Source organism: Zobellella endophytica, from assembly GCF_003012775.1.
GTDB lineage: Bacteria > Pseudomonadota > Gammaproteobacteria > Enterobacterales > Aeromonadaceae > Oceanimonas > Oceanimonas endophytica.
This window is the reverse complement of sequence record NZ_PXYG01000002.1, coordinates 726,294-750,731: the sequence shown is the minus strand read 5'-3', so window position 1 is coordinate 750,731 and position 24,438 is coordinate 726,294. Positions and strand designations below refer to the sequence as shown.

Below are 24,438 nucleotides of genomic sequence, written 5' to 3'. Positions count from 1 at the left end.
ACTAGCTTTAATTAAATCCCCTTATAAAGCAGTGGACTAGTCCTACCTCCAGGTTTGTTTTCCCCCCTTTCTCACCCGGGGTCATTTCCTCGCTTGAAAAGCTTGATTCCGCTCCTTACACTTGAGCACGGTGGGAAAAAGTGGTTTTTTGTGGAATAAAGTAGATCTTAAGGACTCAGAATGCTGCGTGGTGCCCATGCCATCAGCCTGGACACCAAGGGCCGGCTGGCAATACCGACACGTTTTCGGGATGCGTTACGCGACGAGTGTGACGGCGTGTTGATATGCACCATCGACATCAGCAATCCGTGTCTGTTGCTTTATCCTCTCGCCGAGTGGGAACTGATAGAAAAAAAATTGCGGGCCTTATCCAGCACCAATACGGCCGAGCGGCGGTTGCAGCGGTTACTGCTGGGTCATGCCAGCGAATGTGAACTGGATGCTCAGGGGCGTTTTCTGGTGCCGGGGCCGTTGCGGCAACATGCCGGGCTCGATAAAAAAATCATGCTGGTGGGTCAGTTGAACAAGTTCGAAATCTGGGACGACACCCGCTGGCAACAACAAATTAGCGACGATTTGCTGGCCCTCCCCGAGGCGGGCTGGGAGTCGTCAGAACGACTGCGGGATTTTTCGCTATAAATGAGTCAACAACAGGCGCATATAACAGTACTGCTCCATGAGGCAGTGGCCGGCTTGAACATCAAACCCGACGGTGTCTATGTCGACGGCACCTTCGGTCGCGGTGGCCATTCCCGTCATATTCTGACCCAGCTCGGGCCGGCCGGCCGGCTGCTGGCCATCGACCGGGATCCCCAGGCCATTCTCGAAGCCCGGAAGATAACGGATCCGCGCTTCCAGATCCTGCACGGCCCCTTCTCCCGCCTGGCCGAGATGGTGGAGGCACAGGGACTGACAGGGCGCATCGATGGCGTCCTGCTCGATCTGGGCGTGTCCTCACCGCAGCTCGACGAAGCCGAGCGCGGCTTCAGTTTCCAGAAGGACGGTCCTCTGGACATGCGCATGGATCCCACCAGCGGCCAGAGTGCCGCCGAGTGGCTGGCCCATGCGGATGAAGCGGATATCGCCTGGGTGCTCAAGACCTTCGGCGAGGAGAAGTTCGCCCGCAAGATAGCCCGGGCCATCGTCCACGACCGCCAAACGATACCTTATACCCGCACCCGCCAACTGGCGGAGATGATCGCCCGGGTCAGCCCCAGCCGGGAGAAGAACAAGCATGCGGCGACCCGCAGCTTCCAGGCGATCCGCATCTACATCAACAGCGAGCTGGACGAGATCGAACAGGCGCTGGAGGGAGCGCTCGGGGTGCTGGCCCCGGGCGGGCGGCTGTCGGTGATCAGTTTCCATTCCCTGGAAGACAGGCTGGTCAAACATTTCATTCGCAAGCAGGAGAAAGGGCCGGAAGTCCCGCCGGGGCTGCCGCTGACCGAAGCCCAGTTGGCCGGCGGCCGGCTGCTGAAAAGCATCGGCAAGGCCCGGAAGCCCTCGGCCGAGGAGATTGTAGCCAATCCACGCGCCCGCAGTTCGGTGCTGCGGGTAGCCGAGCGGCTGGAGACGCCGGTGTGATTGAAGGGCGCATCAACCTGACCAAAGAAATCGGTCAGGATCTGTGGCGACACAAGTGGCAGTTGCTGCTTGCGCTGCTGACCCTGGGCTCGGCGATGACGGTGATCGTGGTGACCCACGGCACCCGCCAACTGACCAGCGAATACAACGAACTGATGGCGGAGCAGGATCGGCTGGATATCGAATGGCGGCACCTGCTGCTGGAGCAGAACACCCTGATGGAACACAGCCGGATAGAGGTCCTGGCCCGGGATAAACTGGGCATGCAGCGGCCGGCGCCGGCCCAGGAAAAACTGGTGACACAGCGATGAAGCGACGCAACGGAGCAAAAAAAGAGCCCCTGCTGGCCGGATGGCGGTTTATGACCGTCTGCGGGGTGATCCTGCTCGCCTTCGTGGCGCTGTTCGCCCGTGCCGCCTGGATCCAGGTGGTGTCGCCGGATCGGCTGCGGATGGAGGGGGATCTGCGCTCCCTGCGGACCGCGGTCAGCAGCACCACCCGCGGCATGGTCATGGATCGCAACGGCGAGGAGCTGGCAGTCTCGGTGCCGGTGCAGGCGGTGTGGGCGGATCCCAAGCAGATCCACGAGGAGAGCAGCCTGAGCAAGGACAAGGCCTGGCAGGCGCTGGCGGATGTATTGGGGGTCCCCAAGGAGACGCTGCTGGGGCGGGTGCAGGATCCCAAGCGCCGCTTCGTCTATCTGCAACGGCAGGTAACCCCGGCGGTGGCCGAATATATCCGCATGCTCCGGCTGCCCGGGGTGCATCTGCGCCCGGAAGCTAGGCGCTTCTACCCGACCGGCGAGATCAACGCCCACCTGGTAGGCATGACCAATATCGACGGCAACGGCATCGAGGGCATCGAGCGCTCCTTCAACGAATGGCTGACCGCCCAGCCCGGCGAGCGCAAGGTGCGCAAGGATCGCATGGGCCGGGTGATCGAAGATCTGGGGGTGGTGTCCGAGGCCCGGGAAGCCAACCACATCCAGCTGACCATCGATCAGCGCATCCAGGCCCTGGCCTACCGTTCGCTCAAGCGGGCTTCGGAATTCCACCGGGCCACTTCCGCCTCCCTGGTGATGCTGGACGTCAAGAGCGGCGAGGTGCTGGCCATGGTCAACACCCCCTCGTTCAACCCCAACAACCGGGGCCAGTACCAGAGCTTCCGCGCCCGCAACCGGGCGGTGACCGATGCCTATGAACCGGGCTCGACGCTCAAGCCGCTGATCGTGGTCAGCGCCCTGGAAAACGGCGTGGTCAACGCCGACTCCATCGTCGATACCTCGCCCGGCTGGATGCGGCTGGGGGGCAAGCGGGTGTCCGACACCCGCAACCTCGGCAAGATCAGCGTGGAAACCATACTGATGCGCTCCTCCAACATGGGCATGGTGCGCATGGCCCTGCAGGAAACGCCGGAGCAGATGCTCGACACCCTGTATCGCTTCGGCCTCGGCATCGACTCCGGCATGGGGCTGGTCGGGGAGAGCACCGGCATGGTGCCCCAGCGCCGACGCTGGTCCGATATTGAAAGGGCGACCCTGTCGTTCGGTTACGGGGTGACCGTGACCCCGCTGCAACTGGCCCAGTCCTATGCGGTGCTGGCCAACGGCGGGGTGCGCTATCCACTCACCATCATCAAGCGCAGCCAACCGCCGGTGGGCGAGCAGGTGGTCGCCAGACAGCATGCGGACGACGTGCTGAAGATGCTGGAAAGCGTGGTCGGCCCGGGCGGTACCGCCCGCAACGCGGCCATTCCCGGCTACCGGGTGGGCGGCAAGACCGGCACCTCGCGCAAGGCGGTGGCCGGAGGTTACGGCAACGATTACGTGGGGGTCTTCGCCGGCATGGCGCCGGTGAGCAACCCGCGCCTGGCGATGGTGGTGGTGATCAACGAGCCTCAGGGCGATCAGTATTACGGTGGCCAGGTGGCGGCGCCGGTGTTTGCGGAAGTGATGAGCGGCGCGCTGCAGTTCCTGAACATCAGGCCCGATGCGGCGGCCGAAGAACAATTCCAACTGGCCGGACAGGAGGCGACCCTTGGCCCTCACACTTAGAGATCTGGCGGTGCCCCTGGGCCTGTCGGCCCCGGCTGTCGGCATCACCGCCATCACCCTCGACAGCCGGGCGGTGACGCCGGGCTGCCTGTTTATCGCGGTGCGGGGATACAGCGTCGACGGCCGCCATTTTATCGAGCAGGCCCTGGTGGCGGGCGCTGCGGCGGTGATGTTCGAGGTCGAGCATCCGGAGCAGGCCGGGCTGGACCACCGGGACCACCGCCGGCTCGGTGTTTACCGCCTGCCGCAGTCGCTGTCGCTGCTGGCCGGGGTCTTTTATGGCGATCCCTCCCACCAGTTGCAGCTGATCGGCGTGACCGGCACCAACGGCAAAAGCACCGTCACCCAGCTCATCGCCAACTGGAGCTGTCTGCTGGGAACCCGGGCCGGGGTCATGGGCACCCTGGGCAACGGCCTCTACGGCCGGCTGCAGCAGATGGTGAACACCACCGGCTCGGCGCTGGAGGTACAGCAGCAGCTGGCCGCCCAACTGGCGGCCGGCGCCAAACGGGTGGCGATGGAGGTCTCGTCCCACGGTCTGCACCAACACCGGGTGGCCGCGTTGGATTTCGACGTGGCGGTGTTCACCAACCTGAGCCGGGATCACCTGGATTACCATGGCACCATGGCCGAGTACGGCGAAGCCAAGCGCCAGCTGTTTGAGCAATGCACCAGGACCCGGGTGATCAACGCAGACGACACCCTGGGGCGGCGCTGGCTGCGCCGTTACCCGGAGGCGATCGCCTACAGCCTGCACGGCCGCCTGGTCGATTTCGGCGGCCGGCAGCTGGTCGCGGAAACCGTACATTTTTATGGCGACGGGTTGAAAGTGACCATTAACTCCGACTGGGGGAATGGTGTATTATCCGCCCCCCTGATGGGGCGTTTCAACGTGGCCAACCTGCTGGCGGCCATGGCGAGCCTGTTGGCGCTGGGTGAGTCCTTCGAGCAACTGCTGGCGACGGCGCCTCAATTGTCCGGGGTGGCCGGGCGAATGGAGCCGTTCAGCGCCGATGGTAAACCCTTGGTGGTGGTGGATTATGCCCATACCCCGGACGCCCTGGAGCAGGTGCTGCAGGCGTTGCGCCAGCACTGCCACGGGCAGCTGTGGTGCCTGGTGGGCTGTGGCGGCGATCGGGACAAGGGCAAGCGGCCGCTGATGGCGGCGGCGGCGGAAGCCGGTGCCGACCGGCTGATCCTGACCGACGACAACCCGCGTACCGAGCCGGCCGGGGCCATCATCCAGGATATGCGCCAGGGGCTGTCGGACCCCGACGCCGCGCTGGTGATACATCAGCGGGCCGAGGCCATCGCCCATGCGATCGCGCAGGCAAAGACCGATGACATTATTTTGGTGGCGGGCAAGGGCCATGAGGATTATCAGATAGTGGGTACCAACAAACATCATTACAGCGACCGGGAAACCGTGGCGGCCCTGCTGGGGACTGTCGCATGATACCGCTCAGTCTCGAGCAACTGGCCCAGGCATCCGGCGGCGAGCTGCGCGGTGCCGGTGGCGACATCCTGGCGGTCACCACCGACAGCCGCCAGCCCATGGCCGCCGGCTGCCTGTTCGCGGCCTTGGCCGGCGAACGTTTCGACGGTCACGACTTCGCCGCCCAGGCGGTGGCGCAGGGAGCCGCGGCGCTGCTGGTCGAACGCTGGCTGGAACTGCCGGTGCCGCAGATCAAGGTGGCCGACAGCCGGCTGGCGCTGGGGGTGCTCGGCGGCCTGGTGCGGGAACTGAGCCCGGCCCGCTTCCTGGCCATCACCGGCAGTTGCGGCAAGACCACGGTCAAGGAGATGGCGGCTTCGATCCTGCGCCAGAGAGGCAAGGTGCTGGCCACCCGCGGCAACCTCAACAACGAAATCGGCGTGCCCTTGACCCTGTGCGAGCTGACGGCCGACACCGAATACGCGGTGATCGAGCTGGGCGCCAACCATCTCGGCGAGATCGCCTGGACCAGCTCGCTGGCCAGGCCGCACGTGGCCCTGATCAACAACGTGGAAGCCTCCCACCTGGAAGGCTTCGGTTCGCTCGAGGGGATCGCCCGGGCCAAGGGCGAGATCTACGACGGCCTGGTCGAGGGCGGCATTGCCATCGCCAACGGCGACAGCCCCTTCTGCGCCCTGTGGAAGGAGCGGCACGCGCTGGTGTATTTCGGCGAGCGGCGGGAATACGAAGCCCGCCAGGTCAGCCTCGACAAGTCGGGCTGTGCCCACTTTCGCCTGTTGACGCCCAGGGGCGAGGTGGCGGTGCAGCTGCCGGTGCCCGGCAGGCACAACGTGGCCAACGCCCTGGCGGCGGCGGCAGCGACCGAGGCCCTGGGGGCGACCCTCGGGGAGATTGCGACCGGGCTTGGCGCGTTCGGCTCGGCCAAGGGCCGGTTGCAGCTGTGGACGCGACCCGGGCTGACCGTGCTGGATGATACATATAACGCCAGCGTGGCGTCGGTGCTGGCAGGGCTGGATACCCTTGCCAGCCTGCCCGGCTATCGCATCTTCGTGTTCGGCGACATGGCCGAGCTCGGCGACTACAGCAAGGAGATGCACGTCAAGGTGGGTGAGCATGCCCGCAAACTGGGTATCGATCTGGTGCTGACGGTGGGGGAACACAGCCGGAGTACGGCGGCAGCGGCCCAGGGCCGGCATTTTGAACAGAAACAACAATTGTGGCCGGTGCTGGCCGAGGCGCTGGCACAACATAACAAGGTGGTGGTTTTGGTTAAGGGTGCGCGGAGTGCCCGGATGGAAGATATCGTCCGGGCCATTCAGGAGGGGCAGCTATGCTAGTCTGGCTGGCGGAGTGGCTGACCCCTCATTTCAGCTTTTTCAACGTCTTCTCCTACCTGACCTTCAGGGCGGTGATCTCGATCCTGACCGGCCTGTTCGTGTCCCTGTGGATAGGGCCGCGGCTGATCCGCCGGCTGCAGATGCTGCAGATAGGCCAGGTGGTGCGCAACGACGGCCCCGAGTCCCATTTCAGCAAGGCCGGCACCCCCACCATGGGCGGCCTGATGATTCTCATCGCCATCTTCGTGTCGGTGCTGCTGTGGGCCCGGCTGTCCAATCCATATGTGTGGGTGGTGCTGTTCGTGCTCGGCGCCTTCGGCGCCATCGGTTTCGTCGACGACTACCGCAAGGTGGTGCGCAAGAACACCGACGGCCTGATCGCCCGCTGGAAGTACTTCTGGCAGTCGGCGGCGGCTCTGGCAGCGGCCGTTTTCGTCTACTGGATAGCCCGGGATCCGGCCCAGACCCAACTGGTGGTGCCCTTCTTCAAGGACGTCATGCCCCAGCTCGGCCTGCTGTTTATCGTGCTCAGCTACTTCGTCATCGTCGGCTCCAGCAACGCGGTCAACCTGACCGACGGCCTGGACGGCCTGGCGATCATGCCCACCGTGATGGTGGCGGCGGGTTTTGCCCTAGTGGCCTGGGCCACCGGCAACGTCAACTTCGCCGCCTACCTGCACATCCCCTACGTGGCCAATGCCGGCGAACTGACGGTGGTCTGTACCGCCATGGTCGGCGCCGGCCTGGGCTTCCTCTGGTTCAATACCTTTCCCGCCCAGGTGTTCATGGGTGACGTGGGCTCCCTGGCCCTGGGGGCGGCACTGGGCGCCATCGCCGTGCTGGTGCGCCAGGAGTTTCTGCTGGTGGTGATGGGCGGCATCTTCGTGATCGAGACCCTGTCGGTGATCCTGCAGGTGGGGTCCTACAAGCTGCGCGGCCAGCGGATCTTCCGCATGGCGCCGATCCACCACCATTACGAATTGAAAGGCTGGCCCGAGCCGCGGGTGATAGTGCGGTTCTGGATCATCACCCTGATGCTGGTGCTGATCGGCCTGGCCACCCTGAAGTTGAGATAATGCCATGATCCCTGCGCGCACTGTGATCATCGGACTGGGGCAGACGGGACTTTCCTGTGTGCGCTATTGCCTGCAGCAGGGCGTTCGCCCGGTGGTGATGGACACCCGCGCCCGGCCGCCGGGGGCCGAGCAGTTGCCGGCCGGGCTCGAGTGTCATTTCGGCGGCCTCGATCCGGCGCCGCTACTGGCGGCGGATCTGGTGATCGCCAGCCCGGGCATTGCCCTGGCCACCCCCGAGTTGCAGCAGACGCTGGCCGCCGGCATCGAGGTGGTCGGCGATATCGAGCTGTTCGTGCGCGCCTGCCCGGCGCCGGTCGTCGCCATCACCGGCTCCAACGGCAAGAGCACCGTCACCACCCTGGTGGGCGAGATGGCCCGGGCGGCCGGGATCGAGGCGGGGGTGGGCGGCAATATCGGCACCCCGGCGCTGGATCTGCTGGCGCGGCCGCTGGCACTGGTGGTGCTGGAGCTGTCCAGCTTCCAGCTGGAAACCACCCCCGGCTTGCGGGCGCTGGCGGCCACAGTGCTCAACATCAGCGAGGATCACCTGGATCGTTACGACTCCCTGGCCCATTACCGGGACACCAAGCTCGGCATCTACCGGGGGGCCGGCTTGTGCGTCTACAACCGGGAGGACGAGCAGACCCGGCCGCCGGCCGGGGCGCCGGCGGTGAGCTTCGGCCTGGACGGGCGGGAATACGGCCGGCTCGAGCACCGGGGCGAACTCTGGCTGAGCCGCTATGGCGAGCCGGTGCTGCCGGTGTCGGCGCTGCGCATCCTCGGCGCCCACAACCAGCTCAACGCCCTGGCGGCGATGGCGCTGGCGGATCGGGCCGGCATCCCCCCGGCGGCCCAGTTGCAGGTGTTGCGCGACTTCGGCGGCCTGGATCACCGCTGCCAGTTCGTGGCCGAGACGCGGGGGGTACGCTGGCTCAACGATTCCAAAGCCACCAACCTGGGCGCCACCCTGGCCGCCATCGCCGGGGTGCGAGAGGCGGTGCCCGGCCGGCTGTGGCTGATCGCCGGCGGCCAGGGCAAGGGCCAGGACTTCGGTCCGCTCGCCCCGCTGCTGGCCGGCACCGTTGCCGGCATGGCCTGCTTCGGTCAGGACCGGGCGGCGCTGCTGGCCCTGGGGGAGAATACCCACGAGGTGGCGGACTTGGCCCAGGCGGTGGCCTGGTGCGCCGAGCAGGCCAGCCCGGGCGACTGGGTGCTGTTCGCCCCGGCCTGCGCCAGCCTGGACATGTACCCCAACTACCTGGCCCGGGGCGATCATTTCAAAGCCCTGGTGGAGGCGCTATGAAGCTGCTGCCCGCCTTCGGTACCGACTGGCTGCTGCGCCCGTCCCAGGGGCTCATCTACGATCGCCAGCTGGTGATCCTGTCCCTGTCGCTGATGGCCATCGGCCTGGTGATGGTGTCTTCCGCGTCCATCGCCGAAGGCATCGCCATCGGCGACGATCCCTTCTATTTCGTCAAGCGCCACGGCGCCTTCCTGCTGATCTGCCTGTTCCTCAGCGGCCTGATGCTGCAGATGCCCATGGCGCGCTGGCAACAGTTCAACGGCAGTTTCCTGATCCTGGCGCTGCTGCTGCTGCTGGCGGTGCTGGCGGTGGGGCGCAACATCAACGGCAGCACCCGCTGGCTGACGTTGGGGCCGATCAACGTGCAGCCGGCGGAAATCGCCAAGCTGGCGCTGTTCGCCTTCCTCGCCGGCTACCTGGTGCGCAAGCAGGCGGAAGTGCGCGGCCAGTGGAAAGGCTTTCTCAAGCCGCTGGCGGTGATGGCGATGATGTCGGTGCTGCTGCTGATGCAGCCGGATCTGGGCTCGGTGGTGGTGCTGTTCGTCACCACCATCGGCATGCTGTTCCTGGCCGGGGCGCGCATGAGCCAGTTCGTCAGCCTGATCGTGCTGGGGGTCGGCCTGGTCGGCTTCCTGATCATCAGCTCGCCCTACCGGATGCGGCGGGTGACCTCCTTCCTCAACCCCTGGGAAGATCCCTTCGGCAGTGGCTACCAGCTGACCCAGTCGCTGATGGCCTTCGGCCGGGGCGGCTGGTTCGGCGAGGGACTGGGCAACTCCATCCAGAAGCTCGAATACCTGCCCGAGGCCCATACCGACTTCGTGTTCGCCATCCTCGGCGAGGAACTGGGTTTCACCGGGGTGCTGCTGGTGCTGCTGCTGCAGGCCTGGCTGGCGTTCAAGGCGCTGTATATCGGCCAGAGAGTGCTGATCGGCGGCCGCCAGTACGAAGGCTACCTGGCCATGGGCATCGGCATCTGGTTCAGTTTCCAGACGGTGGTCAACGTGGGCGCGGCCTCCGGGCTGTTGCCCACCAAGGGCCTGACCCTGCCGCTGGTGAGCTACGGCGGCTCCAGCCTGCTGGTGATCAGCACGGCGGTGGCCATCCTGGTGCGCATCGACTTCGAGTGGCGGAGCGATCATATGCAAGCCAGACATCGGGAGGCGACATGAGCGAAAGCAAGACCCTGCTGGTGATGGCTGGCGGCACCGGCGGCCACGTGTTTCCGGGACTGGCGGTGGCCGATCTGCTCCGGACCGAGGGCTGGATCATCCATTGGCTCGGCACCGCCGAGCGGATGGAGGCGCAGCTGGTGCCCGGGCACGGTTATCCGCTGCACACCATCGACATCGCCGGGGTGCGCGGCAACGGCCTCAAGCGGCTGTTGCTGGCACCCTTCCAGATCATGAAGGCGGTCTGGCAGGCGCGGCGGGTGCTGCGCGAGGTCAGGCCGGCGGTGGTGCTGGGCATGGGCGGCTTCGCCGCCGGCCCGGGCGGGGTGGCGGCCCGGCTGGCGGGCATTCCGCTGGTGCTGCACGAGCAGAATGCCGCCGCCGGCCTGACCAACCGGCTGCTGGCCAGGATCGCCCGGCGGGTGCTGATGGCCTTTCCCGGCGCCTTTCCCGCCGCCGGCAACACCGCCGTGGTGGGCAATCCGGTGCGCCCCGAGGTGGTGGCCCTGCCGGCGCCGGCCGAGCGTATCGACACCGCCCCCCAGCCGCTGCGGCTGCTGGTGGTGGGCGGCAGCCTGGGTGCCAGGGTGCTGAACGAGGTGGTGCCGCAGGCGGTGGCCCTGGCCGGCGACATCCGGGTACGGCACCAGACCGGCCGCGGCAACGCCGAGGCGGTGCGCGCCGCCTATCAGGCGCTCGGTATCGAGGCCGAGGTGAACGACTTTATCGACGACATGGCAGCGGCCTACGGGGCGGCCGATCTGGTGGTGTGCCGGGCCGGCGCCCTGACGGTATCGGAAGTCGCCGCCGCCGGGCTGGGCGCCATCTTCGTGCCGCTGCCCCACGCGGTGGACGATCACCAGACCAAGAACGCCCGTGCCCTGGCCGACGGCGACGCGGCCCTGCTGTTGCCCCAGGCCGAACTCAGCGCCGGGGGGCTGGCGGTCCATTTACAACAACTGGCCGGAGACCGGACCCGACTGCTGGCCATGGCCGAGCGGGCCCGGACCCTGGCGATTACCGACGCCGCGGAGCGGGTGGCCGAGTGCCTGCGTTCCCAGGCCGAACAGAATGAGAGAATGGCATGACCAAGGTTGAACTGGCGAAACTCAGAAGCATAGTGCCCGAGATGAGACGGGTACGGCGCATCCACTTCATCGGCATCGGCGGTGCCGGCATGGGGGGGATTGCCGAGGTGCTGGCCAACGAGGGCTATGCCATTTCCGGCTCCGACATCGCCTACAACCCGGTCACCGACCGGCTGGCGGCGATGGGCGCTACCATCTACCTGGGCCATGCCGCCGAGCAGGTGGCCGCGGCCAGCGTGGTGGTGGTGTCCACCGCCATCAAGGCCGACAACCCCGAGCTGCAGGCGGCCCGGGAGCTGCGGATCCCGGTGGTGCGCCGGGCCGAGATGCTGGCCGAGCTGATGCGCTTTCGCCACGGGGTGGCAGTGGCCGGCACCCACGGCAAGACCACCACCACCAGCCTGGTGGCCAGCATCTACGGCGAGGCGGGCATGGATCCCACCTTCGTCATCGGCGGCCTGCTCAACAGCGCTGGCTGCAACGCCCACCTGGGCACCAGCCGCTACCTGATCGCCGAGGCGGACGAAAGCGACGCCTCCTTCCTGCACCTGCAGCCGATGGTGTCCATCGTCACCAATATCGAAGCGGATCACATGGACACCTACGGCGGCGACTTCAGCAAGCTGGAGGGCACCTTCATCGACTTCCTGCACAACCTGCCGTTCTACGGTCTGGCGGTGCTCTGTGTCGACGACGAGGTGATCCGCGGCCTGCTGCCGCGCCTCGGCCGCCAGTTCGTCACCTACGGCTTCGCCGCCGACGCCGACTACCGGGTGGAGGACTTCAGCCAGCAGCAGGATCACAGCACCTTCCGGGTGTGCCGCCCCGACGGCAGCTGCCTGGACGTGCAGCTCAACCTGCCGGGCCGCCACAACGCCCAGAATGCGGCGGCGGCCATCGCCGTGGCCTGCGAGGACGGCATCGCCGACGACGCCATCCTGGCGGCGCTGGCCCGCTTCGAAGGGGTGGGGCGGCGCTTCCAGCAGTTCGGTGAGTTCGACACCGGCCGGGGCATGGCCAAGCTGGTGGACGACTACGGCCACCACCCGAGCGAAGTGCGCGCCACCCAGAACGCGGTGCGCGCCGGCTGGCCCGAGCGCCGGCTGGTGACCATCTACCAGCCGCACCGCTATACCCGCACCCGGGATTTGTATGAAGATTTTGTCGAGGTGCTGTCGAAAAGCGATGTGCTGATCCTGCTCGAGGTGTACAGTGCCGGCGAGGCGCCGATCCCCGGTGCCGACAGCCGGGCGCTGTGCCGCTCCATTCGCAGCCGCGGCCAGATGGAGCCGGTTTACGTGGCTACCCCGGACGAGGTGCCGGCGGTGCTGGCGGAGCTGCTGCAGGACGGCGATCTGGTGCTGACCCAGGGCGCCGGCAACGTGGGCGGCCTGGCACGCAGGCTCGGCCAGCTCGAGTTATCGATAGCGGCGATGAAACAACAGGGAGAACAACGATGAGTCAGTTTGGCAAGGTGGCGGTGCTGTTCGGCGGACGCTCCGCCGAGCGGGAAGTGTCCCTGCGTTCCGGGGCCGCCGTGCTGGCCGGCCTGGAGCGGGCCGGGGTGGACGCCCACGGCATCGATACCCGCGACTATCCCCTGGCCCGGCTGAAGGAAGAGGGCTTTGACCGTGCCTTTATCGTGGTGCACGGCCGGGGCGGCGAAGACGGCACCCTGCAGGGGGCGCTGGAACACCTGGGCATCCCCTACACCGGCTCCCGGGTGCTGGGCGCGGCCCTGGGGATGGACAAGATCCGCACCAAGCAGGTGTGGCAGGCCATGGGGCTGCCCACCGCCGAGTTCCGGGTTGTGCATAAAAACGACTTCAACCCGGGCGATGCGGCGGCGCTGCTGGCCCAGTTCATGGGGCCGGTGTTCGTCAAGCCGTCCCACGAGGGGTCCAGCATCGGCATGACCAAGGCCACCGACGCCGCCTCCCTGGCTGCCGCCATCGAGGAGGCCTTCAGCTTCGACGACGAGGTGCTGATCGAGCGCTTTATCGAGGGTGACGAATATACCGTCAGTATCCTGGGCGACGACGCCCTGCCGGCGATCCGGCTGCGCACCCCCCACGATTTCTACGACTACTCGGCCAAGTACCAGTCCGGCGACACCGAATACCTGTGCCCCTGCGGCCTGAACGAGGCGGACGAAGCGGAGCTGGGCGTGCTCAGCCTGGCGGCGTTCAGGGCGGTGGCCGCCAGCGGCTGGGGGCGGGTCGATCTGATGCGCGACCGCCAGGGCCGCTGGTGGCTGCTGGAAGTGAACACGGTGCCAGGCATGACCGAAACCAGCCTGGTGCCCAAGGCGGCCAGGGTGGCCGGGCTGTCCTTCGAGCAACTGGTGGTGCGGGTGCTGGAGATGGCGCACTGATATGAGCACCGCCGTCGCCACCCGGACCCGCTTGGGATTTATCTCCGGCCTGACCTTCTTTCTGATGGTGCTGGCCGCGCTGCTATGGGGATTGTGGCAGTTGGCGTTATGGATGACGGCGGCCAATCAGGTGCCGGTCAACAGCCTGATCATCCAGGGCGAGCACCGCTACCTGAGCCGGGAACAGGTGCGGGAGTCGGTGCTGGCGTTGCCGGAGGTGGGCAACTTCTTCGCCTTGGAGGTGGATCGGGTGCAGCAGCAGCTGCTGGCGCTGCCCTGGGTGTACCAGGCCTCGATCCGCAAGCAGTGGCCGGACAAGCTCCGGGTATATATCGTGGAGCAGCCGGTCGCCGCCTTCTGGAACCGGAACGCCATGGTCAACACCCATGGCGAGGTCTTCAGGGCCGAGCATCCCGAGCTGGATCTGGTATCGCTGTCGGGACCGGATGAAGAGGCCGGGCGGGTACTGGAGGAATACCGGTCCCTGCAGCGATTTCTGCAGCCGAGAGGGTATGAGATCGAGCGGGTTCATCTCACTCCCCGCTTGTCCTGGGAGCTGACCCTGTCCAACGGGGTGACGCTGATACTGGGGCGGGACGATATCGAGGCCCGTTTACAACGATTTATTGATGTCTACCCGGGCATCGCCGAACGAGAGCGGATTGCCTATCTGGATCTGCGTTACGATACCGGGTTGGCGGTAGGATGGAAGCAGGACGAAGAGACTGATAATGACCAAGAGCGCGGAACGAAATCTGATCGTCGGGCTTGATATAGGCACGGCCAAGGTAACAGCACTGGTGGGTGAAGTGCTGCCGGACGGTGACCTGAACATCATCGGCCTCGGTAGCCACTCTTCCAAGGGAATGGACAAGGGCGGCGTGAACGACCTGGAGTCGGTGGTGAAGTCGCTGAAGCGGGCGGTGGACGAGGCGGAGATGATGGCGGACTGCCAGATCACCTCCGTCTACCTGGGGCTGTCGGGCAAACATATCGAGTGCCGCAACGAGACCGGTATGGTGCCCATCTCCGACGAGGAGGTGACCCAGGAGGACGTGGACAACGTCATCCATACCGCCAAGTCGGTACGGCTGTCCGATGAGCACAGGGTGCTGCACGTACTGCCCCAGGAGTTTTCCATCGACTTCCAGGAAGGGATCAAGAATCCCATCGGACTGTCGGGGGTGCGCATGCATGCCAAGGTACACCTGATCACCTGCCATAACGACATGGCGCGCAACATCGAGAAATGTGTAGAACGTCTGGGCCTGCGAGTAGACCAGCTTATTTTCAGCGCACTGGCATCCAGTTATGCGGTGCTGACCGACGATGAGAAAGAGCTGGGTGTATGCGTAGTCGACATCGGCGGGGGCACCATGGACATGGCGGTGTTCACCGGCGGCGCCCTGCGCCATACCAAGGTGATCCCCTATGCGGGCAGCACGGTGACCAGCGACATCGCCTACGCCTTTGGCACGCCGCCGCTCGACGCGGAAGCGATCAAGGTACGGCATGGCTGCGCCTTCAGCCGACTGGTCAGCAAGGAAGACACCATAGAAGTGCCCAGCGTGGGCGGCCGCCCGGCCCGCAGTCTGCAGCGGCAGACCCTGGCCGAGGTGATCGAACCGCGCTACAGCGAGCTGCTCGGCATGATCAACCAGGAACTGGCCAAGGTGCAGAGCGAGCTGAAAAAGGCCGGGGTCAAGCATCAGCTGGCCGCCGGCCTGGTGCTCACCGGCGGCGCGGCGCAGATCGAGGGGCTGGTGGAATGCGCCGAGCAGATCTTCCAGTGCCAGGTGCGCATCGGCCAGCCGGACGGGGTCAAGGGCTTATCGGATTATGTTGAGACACCGGTGTACTCCACCGCGGTGGGACTGCTGCAATACGGCAAGGAGCATCAGTCCATGCCTCAACTGGAATATAACAACAAGGCCAGTGTCACCAGCCTGCTGAAACGGGTCGGTAACTGGTTGCGTGGCGAATTTTAATCTTGGCAGGAACCAACCAAGAGCAAAGCGGAGAGAGTCTTATGTTTGAACTGATGAATGATCACGAGCAGGAAGCCGTCATTAAGGTGGTGGGCGTCGGCGGCGGCGGCGGCAACGCGGTCGAGCACATGGTGCGCGAGAACCTGGAAGGCGTGGAATTCCTGGCCATCAACACCGATGCCCAGGCGCTGCGCAACTCCAGTGCCAACACCACCCTGCAGGTGGGTGGGGCCATCACCAAGGGCCTGGGGGCCGGGGCCAACCCGGAAGTGGGCCGGGACGCGGCGCTGGAAGACAAGGACGCCATCCGCGATCTGCTGGACGGCGCCGACATGGTGTTTATCGCCGCCGGCATGGGTGGCGGTACCGGCACCGGGGCCGCCCCCGTGGTGGCGGAAGTGGCCAAGGAGCTGGGCATCCTCACCGTGGCGGTGGTGACCAAGCCCTTCGCCTTCGAAGGCAAGAAGCGGATGAACTACGCCCAGCAGGGCATCAACGAGCTGGCCAAGCACGTCGACTCGCTGATCACCATCCCCAACGACAAACTGCTCAAGGTGCTGGGTCGCGGCATCTCCCTGCTGGACGCCTTCAAGGCCGCCAACAACGTGCTGCTGGGGGCGGTACAGGGCATCGCCGAGCTGATCACCCGTCCGGGCCTGATCAACGTCGACTTCGCCGACGTGCGTACCGTGATGCGGGAAATGGGCACCGCCATGATGGGTACCGGCAGCGCCACCGGTGAAGATCGCGCCGAGGAAGCCGCCGAGAAGGCGATCTCCAGTCCGCTGCTGGAAGACGTGGATCTGGCCGGCGCCCGCGGCATTCTGGTCAACATCACCGCCGGTCTCGATATGACCATCGAGGAGTTCGAAACCGTGGGCAACGCGGTCAAGGCCTTCGCCTCCGAGAACGCCACCGTGGTGGTGGGTACCGTACTGGATCCGGAGATCAGCGACGAGCTGCGGGTGACCGTGGTGGCCACCGGTATCGGTGCCGAGCGCAAGCCCGACATCACCCTGGTGAAGTCCGGCTCCAGCCGGGACGACAACGGCATGCGCCGGATGGACAGCCCGCGCGAAGAGCAGTCCGGCAAGCTGGCGGTGAACGCCGACAGCACCCAGGTGAAGACCGATCTGGACTACCTGGATATCCCGGCGTTCCTGCGTAAACAGGCCGATTGAGAACCTCTCTCAATTGGCGCAGGCGGATTATTGTGCTAACATGTCTGACCATTTGAATTTGGTTCGGACCGGGCCTTTTTGACTTGCGGATAACCTTATGATTAGACAACGGACTCTGAAGAATACCGTGCAGGCCACCGGAATCGGCCTGCATTCCGGCCACAAGGTGCAGCTGCGCTTTGTTCCCGCGCCGGCCAACACAGGTATCGTGTTTCGTCGTACCGATCTGGATCCCCAGGTAGAGATCCGGGCCGACGCCGATCTGGTCAGGGACACCATGCTCTGTACCGCCCTGGTCAACGAGCAGGGGGTTCGCGTGTCGACCATAGAGCACCTGTCGGCGGCGCTGGCCGGTCTGGGCATCGACAACCTCTACATCGAGGTGGACGCACCCGAGGTGCCGGTGATGGATGGCAGTTCCCACCCCTTCATCTATCTGCTGCAATCCGGCGGCATCCGCGAGCTGAACGCGCTCAAGCGCTTCATTCGCATCAAAAAGCCGGTGCGGGTGGAGGACGGCGACAAGTGGGCGGAATTCCGGCCCTATGGTCGCGGCTTCAGGATGGATCTGACCATCGACTTCAAGCACCCGGTGTTCGAAGGCCGAAGTCAGCACCTGACGCTGGATTTCTCCGGCGCGGCTTTCGTCAAGGAGCTGAGTCGGGCCCGGACCTTCGGGTTTATGCGCGACATCGAGTACCTGCATTCCCAGAACCTGGCGCTGGGCGGCAGCCTGGAAAACGCCGTGGTGCTGGACGACTACAAGGTGCTGAACGAAGACGGCCTGCGTTATCCGAACGAGTTCGTCAAACACAAGATGCTGGACGCCATCGGCGACCTCTACATGTGCAACCACAGCATCCTGGGTGAGTTCCGTGCCTACAAGACCGGCCATGCCCTCAACAACAACCTGCTGCGGGCCCTGCTGGCCAACGCCGAGGCCTGGGAAATCGTTACCTTTGACGAACAGGGTGCCGAATCGCCCATTCGTTATTACGACACCGCGTATAATCCCGCCTGATGATGTCCTGAACACGCCGGCTTCTCTCCGCGCCGGCGTGTTTCGTTTTTTTCCTCTGTAGTGTACATGATGACCCATTCCGTAATTGCTCCCGCCGTTTCGGCCCCCCGTTCACCCTGGCTGTGGATGCTGCTGGTGCTGACCCTGATCCAGTTGCCCCTGGTGATCTATTGTTTCAGTCAGTGGCAGTCGGCCAGCCAGCAGCGCGAGCTACTGAGCCTGCAACTGGCCCAGCAGCAGCGCAGCCAGCAGCAGCAACTGAGTCGCATCGGCCAGCGCCTGGGCCAGCTGCAGGCGGATCTGGGCCAACTGACGGTGGTGGGCCAGCGGCTGGTGCAGGATTACGATCTGAGCGACGAACTGCCCCTGCAGCGGGTGGATGTCAACCTGCTCAAGCGTCCCTTCAACGGCTTTGCCGAGCTGAACCAGGCCCTGACCCGGCTGTCCGGCCAGGCGAAGGACTACGGCCTGACCCTCGTCGCCCTTGAATCTCTGCTGCTTAATCTCCATATAAACGAAATCACCCAGATCCACGGCCATCCGGTGCCCGGCCACCAGGCGCGCATGAGCTCGGGATTCGGCCAGCGGCGGGATCCCTTTACCGGCCGGACCCGCTGGCACAAGGGCATGGATTTTTCCGGCAGGCAGGGGCAACCCATCGCCGCCACTGCCGCCGGGGTGGTCTCTGCGGTAGAATACCATCCTGCCTTCGGCTCCCTGGTCGAGATCAATCATGGCCAGGGCTGGATGACCCGCTATGCTCATGTCGACACCCAACTGGTGCAGGTCGGCGAGCGGGTCGAAGCCGGACAACATATCGCCCTGATGGGGCGGACCGGGCGTGCAACCGGGGTTCATTTGCATTATGAAGTGCTGAAAGGGAGCAAGCAGCTGGATCCGGCGCGTTTTCTGCCCCACTAGTTTTCCGGCTTCGCCTGAGCGGGGCTTTATCTTCCAACATCATAATTGGCCAAGCATGATTACCAAACTCTTCACCAAGATAATCGGTAGCCGTAATGACAGAACCCTCAAGCGGCTGCGCAAAGTTGTAAATGAAATCAACGCGATGGAGCCGAAGTTCGAAGCGCTGTCCGATGCTGAACTGCAGGCCAAGACCGCCGAGTTCCGCAACAGGCTGGAACAGGGGGAAAGCCTCGAGCAGATACTGCCGGAAGCCTTCGCCACGGTGCGCGAGGCGTCCAAGCGGATCTTCGAGATGCGCCACTTCGACGTGCAGATGATCGGCGGCATGGTGCTGCACAACAACCAGATCGCCGAGATGAAGACCGGTGAAGGCAAGACCCTGACCGGTACCCTGCCGGTGTACCTCAATGCCCTGACCGGCCGCGGCGTGCACGTGGTGACGGTGAACGACTACCTGGCCCGCCGTGATGCCGAGGCCAACCGGCCGCTGTTTGAATTCCTCGGCCTGACCGTGGGCTGCAACCTGCCGGGCATGAGCCATGGGGAAAAGCGCGAGGCCTATGGCTGCGACATCACCTATGGCACCAACAACGAATTCGGCTTCGACTACCTGCGCGACAACATGGCCTTCACCCCCCAGCAGCGGGTGCAGCGGCCGCTGTACTACGCCCTGGTGGACGAGGTGGACTCGGTGCTGATCGACGAAGCCCGTACTCCGCTCATCATCTCCGGCCCGGCCGAAGACAGCTCCGAACTCTATACCCGCATCAATACCCTGATCCCCAGGCTGGTCAAGCAGGACAAGGAAGACACCGAGGAATACACCGGCGACGGCCACTACACGGTGGACGAGAAGAACAAGCAGGCGCTGCTCACCGAAAACGGCCAGATCTTCGTGGAGGAAGAACTCAAGCGCATGGGGCTGCTGGCGGAGGAGGACTCCCTGTTCTCCGCCGGCAACATAGTGCTGCTGGCCCACGTCAACGCCGGCCTGCGCGCCCACACCCTGTTCGAACGCAACGTGGACTACATAGTGCAGGACAACGAGGTGGTGATCGTCGACGAGCACACCGGCCGCACCATGCCGGGCCGGCGCTGGTCCGAGGGCCTGCACCAGGCGGTGGAAGCCAAGGAAGGGGTCAAGATCCAGAACGAAAACCAGACCCTGGCCTCCATCACCTTCCAGAATTATTTCCGCCTCTATGACAAGCTGGCGGGCATGACCGGCACCGCCGACACCGAAGCCTTCGAGTTCCAGCACATCTACGGCCTGGACACCGTGGTGATCCCCACCAACAAGCCGATGATCCGCAAGGACATGGGGGATCTGGTCTACCTGACCGCGCCCGAGAAATACAAGGCCATCGTCGCCGACATCAAGGACTGTGTGGAGCGGGGCCAGCCGGTGCTGGTGGGCACGGTGTCCATCGAAAACTCCGAGCTGCTGTCCCATATCCTCAAGCAGGAAGGCATCAAGCACCAGGTGCTCAACGCCAAGTTCCACGCCAAGGAAGCGGAAATCATCGCCCAGGCCGGCCGGTCCGGCGCCGTGACCATCGCCACCAACATGGCCGGCCGGGGTACCGACATCGTGCTCGGCGGCAGCTGGATGGCGGAAATCGACGCCCTGGGCGAGGCATCCCCCGACCAGATCACCGCCATCAAGGCCGACTGGCAGCTGCGCCACGAGGCGGTGATCAACGCCGGCGGCCTGCACATCATCGGCACCGAGCGGCACGAGTCGCGCCGCATCGACAATCAGCTGCGCGGCCGGGCCGGCCGCCAGGGCGACCCGGGCTCCAGCCGTTTCTACCTGTCGATGGAAGACGCCCTGATGCGCATCTTCGCCTCCGACCGGGTCACCGCCATGATGAAGAAACTGGGGATGGAAGAGGGCGAGGCCATCGAGCATCCCTGGGTGACCCGGGCCATCGAGAATGCCCAGCGCAAGGTGGAAACCCGCAACTTCGACATCCGCAAGAACCTGCTGGAGTTCGACGACGTGGCCAACGACCAGCGCAAGGTGGTGTACGAACAGCGCAACGAGCTGCTCGATTCCGGCGACATCAAGGACACCATCGAAGTGATCCGCGAGGACGTGTTGAGCGCCATCGTCGACGAGTACATCCCGCCCCAGTCGCTGGAGGAAATGTGGGACGTGCCCGGGCTGGAGCAGCGGCTGCGGGTCGACTTCGCCCTGGAGCTGCCCATCGGCGACTGGCTGAAGCAGGATGAAAAGCTGCACGACGAACAGCTCAAGGAGCGGGTGCTGGAATCCGCCACCAAGGCCTACCAGGACAAAGAGGCGGTGGTGGGCGAGTCCGTGTTGCGCCAGTTCGAAACCTCGGTGATGCTGCAGACCCTGGACAACCTGTGGAAGGAGCACTTGGCGGCGATGGACCACCTGCGCCAGGGCATCCACCTGCGCGGCTACGCCCAGAAAAATCCCAAACAGGAGTACAAGCGCGAGTCCTACGAGCTGTTCACCCAACTGCTGGACAACCTCAAACGGGAGGTGGTCAGCATCCTCAGCCGGGTACGGGTACAGAGCCAGGAGGAAGTGGAAGCGGCCGATGCCAGGCGGCGCGAGGCGGCGGAGAAGCGGCCCCAGAGCTACAGCCACGCGGAGGCGGAAAATCCGCTGGCCGAGGGCGAGCCGGCACCCCCCCGGGGCGATGGCGCTCCCTTCGTGCGCGAGGGAGACAAGGTGGGGCGCAACGATCCCTGTCCCTGCGGCTCGGGCAAGAAATACAAGCAGTGCCACGGCCGGCTGAGCTGAACCCGGCTCCCTCCGCTATCCAGGCCGCCTTTCCGGGCGGCCTTTTCGTTCCGGCGAGCCCTTTCCGTGTATTTCACTTCTGTAACAATTAGCGCATAATTACACGTATTATTGTGTTCATTATTGTTTACTTTTGTGGGTGGGAGAATATACATGACGGGCAATCTGAGCCTCAAGGCCATTATCCGGCTGATTCTCGGGGTGGTGCTGCTGTTCGCGCTCACGCTGGGCGGAGCCCTTTACCTGCTGCTGCAATCCCAGCAAGGGGTACAGCAGGCGCAGCAACAGCGCTTCGATTATTTCAACTCGGCCAACTTGCTGCGGATGATGTCCGGCCAGCTGTCTTCCCGCATCCGCTCCTATGTGGTTACCGGAGATCGCGCCGAATTGCAGCTGTACCACAATGTCCTGGCGATGACCGAGGGGCGCCAGCCGCGGATCGACGGCAAAACCATCTCGAACCGGCAGATGCTGCAGGAGATGGCGCTGAATGACGAGGAGCGGGCCCTACTGGAAAAAGGCCGCCAGGCCACGCTGGTGATGGCCGCCCGGGAAAAGGAGGCCATCGAGCTGGCCGGCGCCGGCCGCCTGGAGCAGGCGCGGGAGAAGGTGTTCAGCCCCGACTACAACGAACAGAGCGCGGTGATGAGCACCTCGGTGAACCGGTTCATCACCCTGTTGCTGCAGCGACTGGATCAAAACATCGCCGCCGAAGAGGCGCGCAACCGGCTGATGGTCGCCGTCATGGTGGCGCTGTCGGTATTGCTGGTGCTGCTCAGCCTGGTGCTGGGCTGGGCGCTGCGGCGGATGGTGCTGGCGCCCCTGGGCGCCGAGCCGGCGGAGATGGCCCGGGTGGCCGGGCGCATCGCCGAGGGCGACCTGACCCTGAGCTTCGGCAAGTCCAGCGCCGGGGTGTACGGCCAACTGCATCACATGACCAGCAGGCTGCGCGAGCTGATCGGCCATATCCACCAGTCCAGCAACAGCCTGGCCGCGGCGGCGGAGGAAACCTCGGCGGTGTCGCTGCAGACCAGCAGCAACCTGTCCCGCCAGCAGCAGGACACCGATCAGGTGGCCACCGCCATCAACGAGATGTCGGCGACGGTGCAGGAAGTGTCCCATAACACGGGGCAGGCGGCGGAGTCGGCCCGGGCCGCCTTCGAGGCGGCGGAACAGGGCAAGCGGGTGGTTCAGCAAACCGTGGGCTCCATTATCCGGTTGGCGGAGGAGGTGTCGTCCACCGGCCAGGTGGTGCAGTCCCTGGCGGACAGCAGCAGCCAGATCAGCTCGGTGGTGGCGGTAATCCAGGAAATTGCCGACCGCACCAATCTGCTGGCGCTGAATGCGGCGATAGAGGCGGCGCGTGCCGGCGAGCAGGGCCGGGGTTTCGCGGTGGTGGCGGCGGAAGTGCGCAACCTGGCGGAGCAGACCCAGCATTCCTCCCAGGAAATTGTCACCACCATCGGCCGGCTGCAATCGGATGCGGAGCAGGCCATGACCGCCATGCACAGCGGCCGGCACCAGGCGGAGCAGACGGTGGCCAGCGCCCGGCAGGCGGAACAGGCGTTGGAAACCATCAGCCGGGCGGTACAGACCATCCACGACATGAATGCCCAGATCGCCACCGCCGTGGACGAACAGGCGGCGGTGACCGAGGATATCAGCCGCAATATTTCCAGCATTCATGAGATGGGGGGCGAGACCGCCGCCGGCGCCAAGCAGACCGCCAGCGCCAGCAACGAGCTGGCGGCCCTGGCGGCCCAGTTGCAGCAACTGGTGGCCGGTTTCCGCCTGGAGCACAACCAGGCCAGGGTCGGCTGACCTTCGGCACCTCAAGCGAAGCGGCCGGGGAAACCGGGCCGCTCTTGTCCCTTCCGGGTCCCCTCAGTATACTGCCGACTCCCAAATTGCGAGGATCCTTCATGTTAAAGCTGCTGAGGCTGTTACTGCTTGGCCTGGCCATGGTAACGGTGTTTGTGCTGGGTACCCTGGTGTGCCTGCTGCGCCCGCGTCATCCCAACAACGTCTATCTGCTGGGGCGCTTGTTCCACCGGGCCTGCCCGCTGGTGGGGCTCAAGGTCCGGGTGCGGGGATACGAACACGTCAGGGATCTGCACTCGGCGGTCTACATTGCCAATCATCAGAGCAACTGGGACATCATCGCCCTGCCCGGGGCGGTGATGCCGCGCACCGTGGCCATCGGCAAGAACAGCCTGTTCTGGATCCCGCTGTTCGGCCAGCTGTTCTGGCTGAGCGGCAACCTGCTGATCAACCGCGAGAACAAGGCCAAGGCGGCGAGCACCATCGGCACCGTGGTGGACCGGATCCGCCAGCGCAACATATCGATCTGGATGTTTCCCGAAGGCACCCGCAGCAAGGGCAAGGGCCTGCTGCCGTTCAAGACTGGCGCCTTTCATATCGCGCTGCAGGCCCGGGTGCCGATCGTGCCCATCGCCTGCTCCAGCTATTTCGGTCAGGTGGATCTCAATCGCTGGGACAACGGCGAGCTGATCGTCGAGATCATGCCGCCGATCGCCATTGAGGACTATGAACCCGGCCATCTGCGCGAGCTGCTCAAGCACAGTCGTCAGCTGATTGCCGAGCGTATTGCCGAGCTGGACAGCGAAGTGCGCCGGCCCTAAGCTTGGCCCAGATCACCACCCAGGAGCCCCGAATGAGCGAACAGATGGACTGGCGGGAAGAAACCCGCAACATTATCGAATCCCTGCTGGAAGACGGCAGTAACCCCGAGGTGGAATACACCATAGAGCATCACTTTTCCGGCCAGGATTTCAACCGGCTGGAAAAGGCGGCGGTAGACTGTTTCAAGGCCGGGTTCGAGGTGACCGACGCCGAGGAGCTGACCCTGGAGCGGGGCCAGGTGCTGCTGTGCTTCGACGCGGTCAAGGACAGTGTCCTCGACGAAGAGCCGATCATGCGGCAGATAGCCCTGCTGCTGCCCATCGCCGAGAAATACGGCATCGACTACGACGGCTGGGGCACCTACTTCGAGGAGTAAGGTGCCAGGGGGCACCATTGCCTGACCGGTGTCATCCGGCAAGACGGTCCCGCCGAGGGACCGCCATGCCGAAGCCGCGCTCG

21 protein-coding genes are annotated in these 24,438 nt (G+C 64.9%); all 21 read left to right on the top strand.

Features of this window, described 5'->3' with window-relative positions; all coding sequences use genetic code 11:
* The first annotated feature begins 180 nt into the window (after positions 1–180).
* The 21 genes from mraZ to rraB all read left to right on the top strand — a co-directional run bounded on the left by mraZ (position 181) and on the right by rraB (position 24,355).
* A complete protein-coding gene (mraZ, locus tag C7H85_RS08730; protein WP_106729297.1) occupies positions 181–639 on the top strand; it encodes a division/cell wall cluster transcriptional repressor MraZ in 459 nt (152 codons plus the stop codon).
* Positions 640–1,584 carry a 16S rRNA (cytosine(1402)-N(4))-methyltransferase RsmH gene (gene rsmH / locus C7H85_RS08725; RefSeq protein ID WP_106729296.1) on the top strand — a complete coding sequence of 315 codons (945 nt, stop codon included), beginning with the start codon at positions 640–642 and terminating at the stop codon, positions 1,582–1,584.
* Entirely contained in the window at positions 1,581–1,895 is a 315-nt protein-coding gene (ftsL, locus tag C7H85_RS08720) for a cell division protein FtsL (protein WP_168388244.1), read from the top strand. Before rsmH ends, ftsL begins: the two co-directional genes overlap by 4 nt.
* On the top strand, positions 1,892–3,637 hold the full coding sequence (locus C7H85_RS08715; RefSeq protein WP_106729295.1) for a penicillin-binding transpeptidase domain-containing protein: 1,746 nt from the start codon (positions 1,892–1,894) through the stop codon (positions 3,635–3,637). Before ftsL ends, C7H85_RS08715 begins: the two co-directional genes overlap by 4 nt.
* Positions 3,621–5,093: a UDP-N-acetylmuramoyl-L-alanyl-D-glutamate--2,6-diaminopimelate ligase gene (murE, locus tag C7H85_RS08710; protein WP_245879604.1), complete on the top strand. Its 1,473-nt coding sequence runs from the start codon at positions 3,621–3,623 to the stop codon at positions 5,091–5,093. Before C7H85_RS08715 ends, murE begins: the two co-directional genes overlap by 17 nt.
* Positions 5,090–6,430, top strand: coding sequence for a UDP-N-acetylmuramoyl-tripeptide--D-alanyl-D-alanine ligase (locus tag C7H85_RS08705; RefSeq protein WP_106729293.1), 1,341 nt, complete (start codon positions 5,090–5,092; stop codon positions 6,428–6,430). The genes murE and C7H85_RS08705 overlap by 4 nt, the downstream gene beginning before the upstream one ends.
* Entirely contained in the window at positions 6,424–7,506 is a 1,083-nt protein-coding gene (gene mraY / locus C7H85_RS08700; protein ID WP_106729292.1) for a phospho-N-acetylmuramoyl-pentapeptide-transferase, read from the top strand. The genes C7H85_RS08705 and mraY overlap by 7 nt, the downstream gene beginning before the upstream one ends.
* Before the next feature lie 4 nt (positions 7,507–7,510).
* A complete protein-coding gene (murD, locus tag C7H85_RS08695) occupies positions 7,511–8,809 on the top strand; it encodes a UDP-N-acetylmuramoyl-L-alanine--D-glutamate ligase (RefSeq protein ID WP_106729291.1) in 1,299 nt (432 codons plus the stop codon).
* Positions 8,806–9,981: a cell division protein FtsW gene (gene ftsW, locus C7H85_RS08690; RefSeq protein ID WP_106729290.1), complete on the top strand. Its 1,176-nt coding sequence runs from the start codon at positions 8,806–8,808 to the stop codon at positions 9,979–9,981. The genes murD and ftsW overlap by 4 nt, the downstream gene beginning before the upstream one ends.
* Positions 9,978–11,069, top strand: coding sequence for an undecaprenyldiphospho-muramoylpentapeptide beta-N-acetylglucosaminyltransferase (gene murG, locus C7H85_RS08685; RefSeq protein WP_106729289.1), 1,092 nt, complete (start codon positions 9,978–9,980; stop codon positions 11,067–11,069). The genes ftsW and murG overlap by 4 nt, the downstream gene beginning before the upstream one ends.
* The gene (gene murC / locus C7H85_RS08680; RefSeq protein WP_106729288.1) at positions 11,066–12,529 is read left to right on the top strand and encodes a UDP-N-acetylmuramate--L-alanine ligase; all 1,464 of its coding nucleotides are present in this window, start codon (positions 11,066–11,068) and stop codon (positions 12,527–12,529) included. The genes murG and murC overlap by 4 nt, the downstream gene beginning before the upstream one ends.
* Complete coding sequence (locus C7H85_RS08675; protein WP_106729287.1) at positions 12,526–13,443, top strand: D-alanine--D-alanine ligase; 918 nt, start codon at positions 12,526–12,528, stop codon at positions 13,441–13,443. Before murC ends, C7H85_RS08675 begins: the two co-directional genes overlap by 4 nt.
* A gap of 1 nt (position 13,444) precedes the next feature.
* Positions 13,445–14,215, top strand: a complete 771-nt coding sequence (locus tag C7H85_RS08670) for a cell division protein FtsQ/DivIB (protein WP_106729286.1) — start codon at positions 13,445–13,447, stop codon at positions 14,213–14,215.
* Positions 14,175–15,431 carry a cell division protein FtsA gene (ftsA, locus tag C7H85_RS08665; RefSeq protein ID WP_106729285.1) on the top strand — a complete coding sequence of 419 codons (1,257 nt, stop codon included), beginning with the start codon at positions 14,175–14,177 and terminating at the stop codon, positions 15,429–15,431. Before C7H85_RS08670 ends, ftsA begins: the two co-directional genes overlap by 41 nt.
* A 41-nt stretch (positions 15,432–15,472) precedes the next feature.
* Positions 15,473–16,612 carry a cell division protein FtsZ gene (ftsZ, locus tag C7H85_RS08660; RefSeq protein ID WP_106729284.1) on the top strand — a complete coding sequence of 380 codons (1,140 nt, stop codon included), beginning with the start codon at positions 15,473–15,475 and terminating at the stop codon, positions 16,610–16,612.
* Between the two features lie 97 nt (positions 16,613–16,709).
* A complete protein-coding gene (lpxC, locus tag C7H85_RS08655) occupies positions 16,710–17,633 on the top strand; it encodes a UDP-3-O-acyl-N-acetylglucosamine deacetylase (RefSeq protein ID WP_106729283.1) in 924 nt (307 codons plus the stop codon).
* Between the two features lie 69 nt (positions 17,634–17,702).
* Positions 17,703–18,554: a M23 family metallopeptidase gene (locus C7H85_RS08650; protein WP_146140434.1), complete on the top strand. Its 852-nt coding sequence runs from the start codon at positions 17,703–17,705 to the stop codon at positions 18,552–18,554.
* Between the two features lie 55 nt (positions 18,555–18,609).
* The gene (secA, locus tag C7H85_RS08645; RefSeq protein ID WP_106729281.1) at positions 18,610–21,336 is read left to right on the top strand and encodes a preprotein translocase subunit SecA; all 2,727 of its coding nucleotides are present in this window, start codon (positions 18,610–18,612) and stop codon (positions 21,334–21,336) included.
* A gap of 153 nt (positions 21,337–21,489) precedes the next feature.
* A complete protein-coding gene (locus tag C7H85_RS08640; RefSeq protein WP_106729280.1) occupies positions 21,490–23,157 on the top strand; it encodes a methyl-accepting chemotaxis protein in 1,668 nt (555 codons plus the stop codon).
* A gap of 101 nt (positions 23,158–23,258) precedes the next feature.
* Positions 23,259–23,978 (top strand): 1-acylglycerol-3-phosphate O-acyltransferase, encoded by a 720-nt coding sequence (locus C7H85_RS08635; RefSeq protein WP_106729279.1) that lies wholly within the window; start codon positions 23,259–23,261, stop codon positions 23,976–23,978.
* 32 nt (positions 23,979–24,010) lie between these two features.
* On the top strand, positions 24,011–24,355 hold the full coding sequence (gene rraB / locus C7H85_RS08630; protein ID WP_106729278.1) for a ribonuclease E inhibitor RraB: 345 nt from the start codon (positions 24,011–24,013) through the stop codon (positions 24,353–24,355).
* Positions 24,356–24,438: the final 83 nt, after the last annotated feature.

Excerpts from the sequence above, each read along its gene's own strand:
- C7H85_RS08640 (WP_106729280.1), top strand. The coding sequence starts at position 21,490 with ATGACGGGCAATCTGAGCCTCAAGGCCATTATCCGGCTGATTCTCGGG.
- C7H85_RS08670 (WP_106729286.1), top strand. The coding sequence starts at position 13,445 with ATGAGCACCGCCGTCGCCACCCGGACCCGCTTGGGATTTATCTCCGGC.
- ftsW (WP_106729290.1), top strand. The coding sequence starts at position 8,806 with ATGAAGCTGCTGCCCGCCTTCGGTACCGACTGGCTGCTGCGCCCGTCC.
- ftsZ (WP_106729284.1), top strand. The coding sequence starts at position 15,473 with ATGTTTGAACTGATGAATGATCACGAGCAGGAAGCCGTCATTAAGGTG.
- C7H85_RS08635 (WP_106729279.1), top strand. The coding sequence starts at position 23,259 with ATGTTAAAGCTGCTGAGGCTGTTACTGCTTGGCCTGGCCATGGTAACG.
- murD (WP_106729291.1), top strand. The coding sequence starts at position 7,511 with ATGATCCCTGCGCGCACTGTGATCATCGGACTGGGGCAGACGGGACTT.
- rsmH (WP_106729296.1), top strand. The coding sequence starts at position 640 with ATGAGTCAACAACAGGCGCATATAACAGTACTGCTCCATGAGGCAGTG.
- C7H85_RS08650 (WP_146140434.1), top strand. The coding sequence starts at position 17,703 with ATGACCCATTCCGTAATTGCTCCCGCCGTTTCGGCCCCCCGTTCACCC.
- C7H85_RS08675 (WP_106729287.1), top strand. The coding sequence starts at position 12,526 with ATGAGTCAGTTTGGCAAGGTGGCGGTGCTGTTCGGCGGACGCTCCGCC.
- murG (WP_106729289.1), top strand. The coding sequence starts at position 9,978 with ATGAGCGAAAGCAAGACCCTGCTGGTGATGGCTGGCGGCACCGGCGGC.
- rraB (WP_106729278.1), top strand. The coding sequence starts at position 24,011 with ATGAGCGAACAGATGGACTGGCGGGAAGAAACCCGCAACATTATCGAA.
- C7H85_RS08705 (WP_106729293.1), top strand. The coding sequence starts at position 5,090 with ATGATACCGCTCAGTCTCGAGCAACTGGCCCAGGCATCCGGCGGCGAG.
- lpxC (WP_106729283.1), top strand. The coding sequence starts at position 16,710 with ATGATTAGACAACGGACTCTGAAGAATACCGTGCAGGCCACCGGAATC.
- C7H85_RS08715 (WP_106729295.1), top strand. The coding sequence starts at position 1,892 with ATGAAGCGACGCAACGGAGCAAAAAAAGAGCCCCTGCTGGCCGGATGG.
- mraY (WP_106729292.1), top strand. The coding sequence starts at position 6,424 with ATGCTAGTCTGGCTGGCGGAGTGGCTGACCCCTCATTTCAGCTTTTTC.
- mraZ (WP_106729297.1), top strand. The coding sequence starts at position 181 with ATGCTGCGTGGTGCCCATGCCATCAGCCTGGACACCAAGGGCCGGCTG.
- secA (WP_106729281.1), top strand. The coding sequence starts at position 18,610 with ATGATTACCAAACTCTTCACCAAGATAATCGGTAGCCGTAATGACAGA.
- murC (WP_106729288.1), top strand. The coding sequence starts at position 11,066 with ATGACCAAGGTTGAACTGGCGAAACTCAGAAGCATAGTGCCCGAGATG.
- ftsA (WP_106729285.1), top strand. The coding sequence starts at position 14,175 with ATGACCAAGAGCGCGGAACGAAATCTGATCGTCGGGCTTGATATAGGC.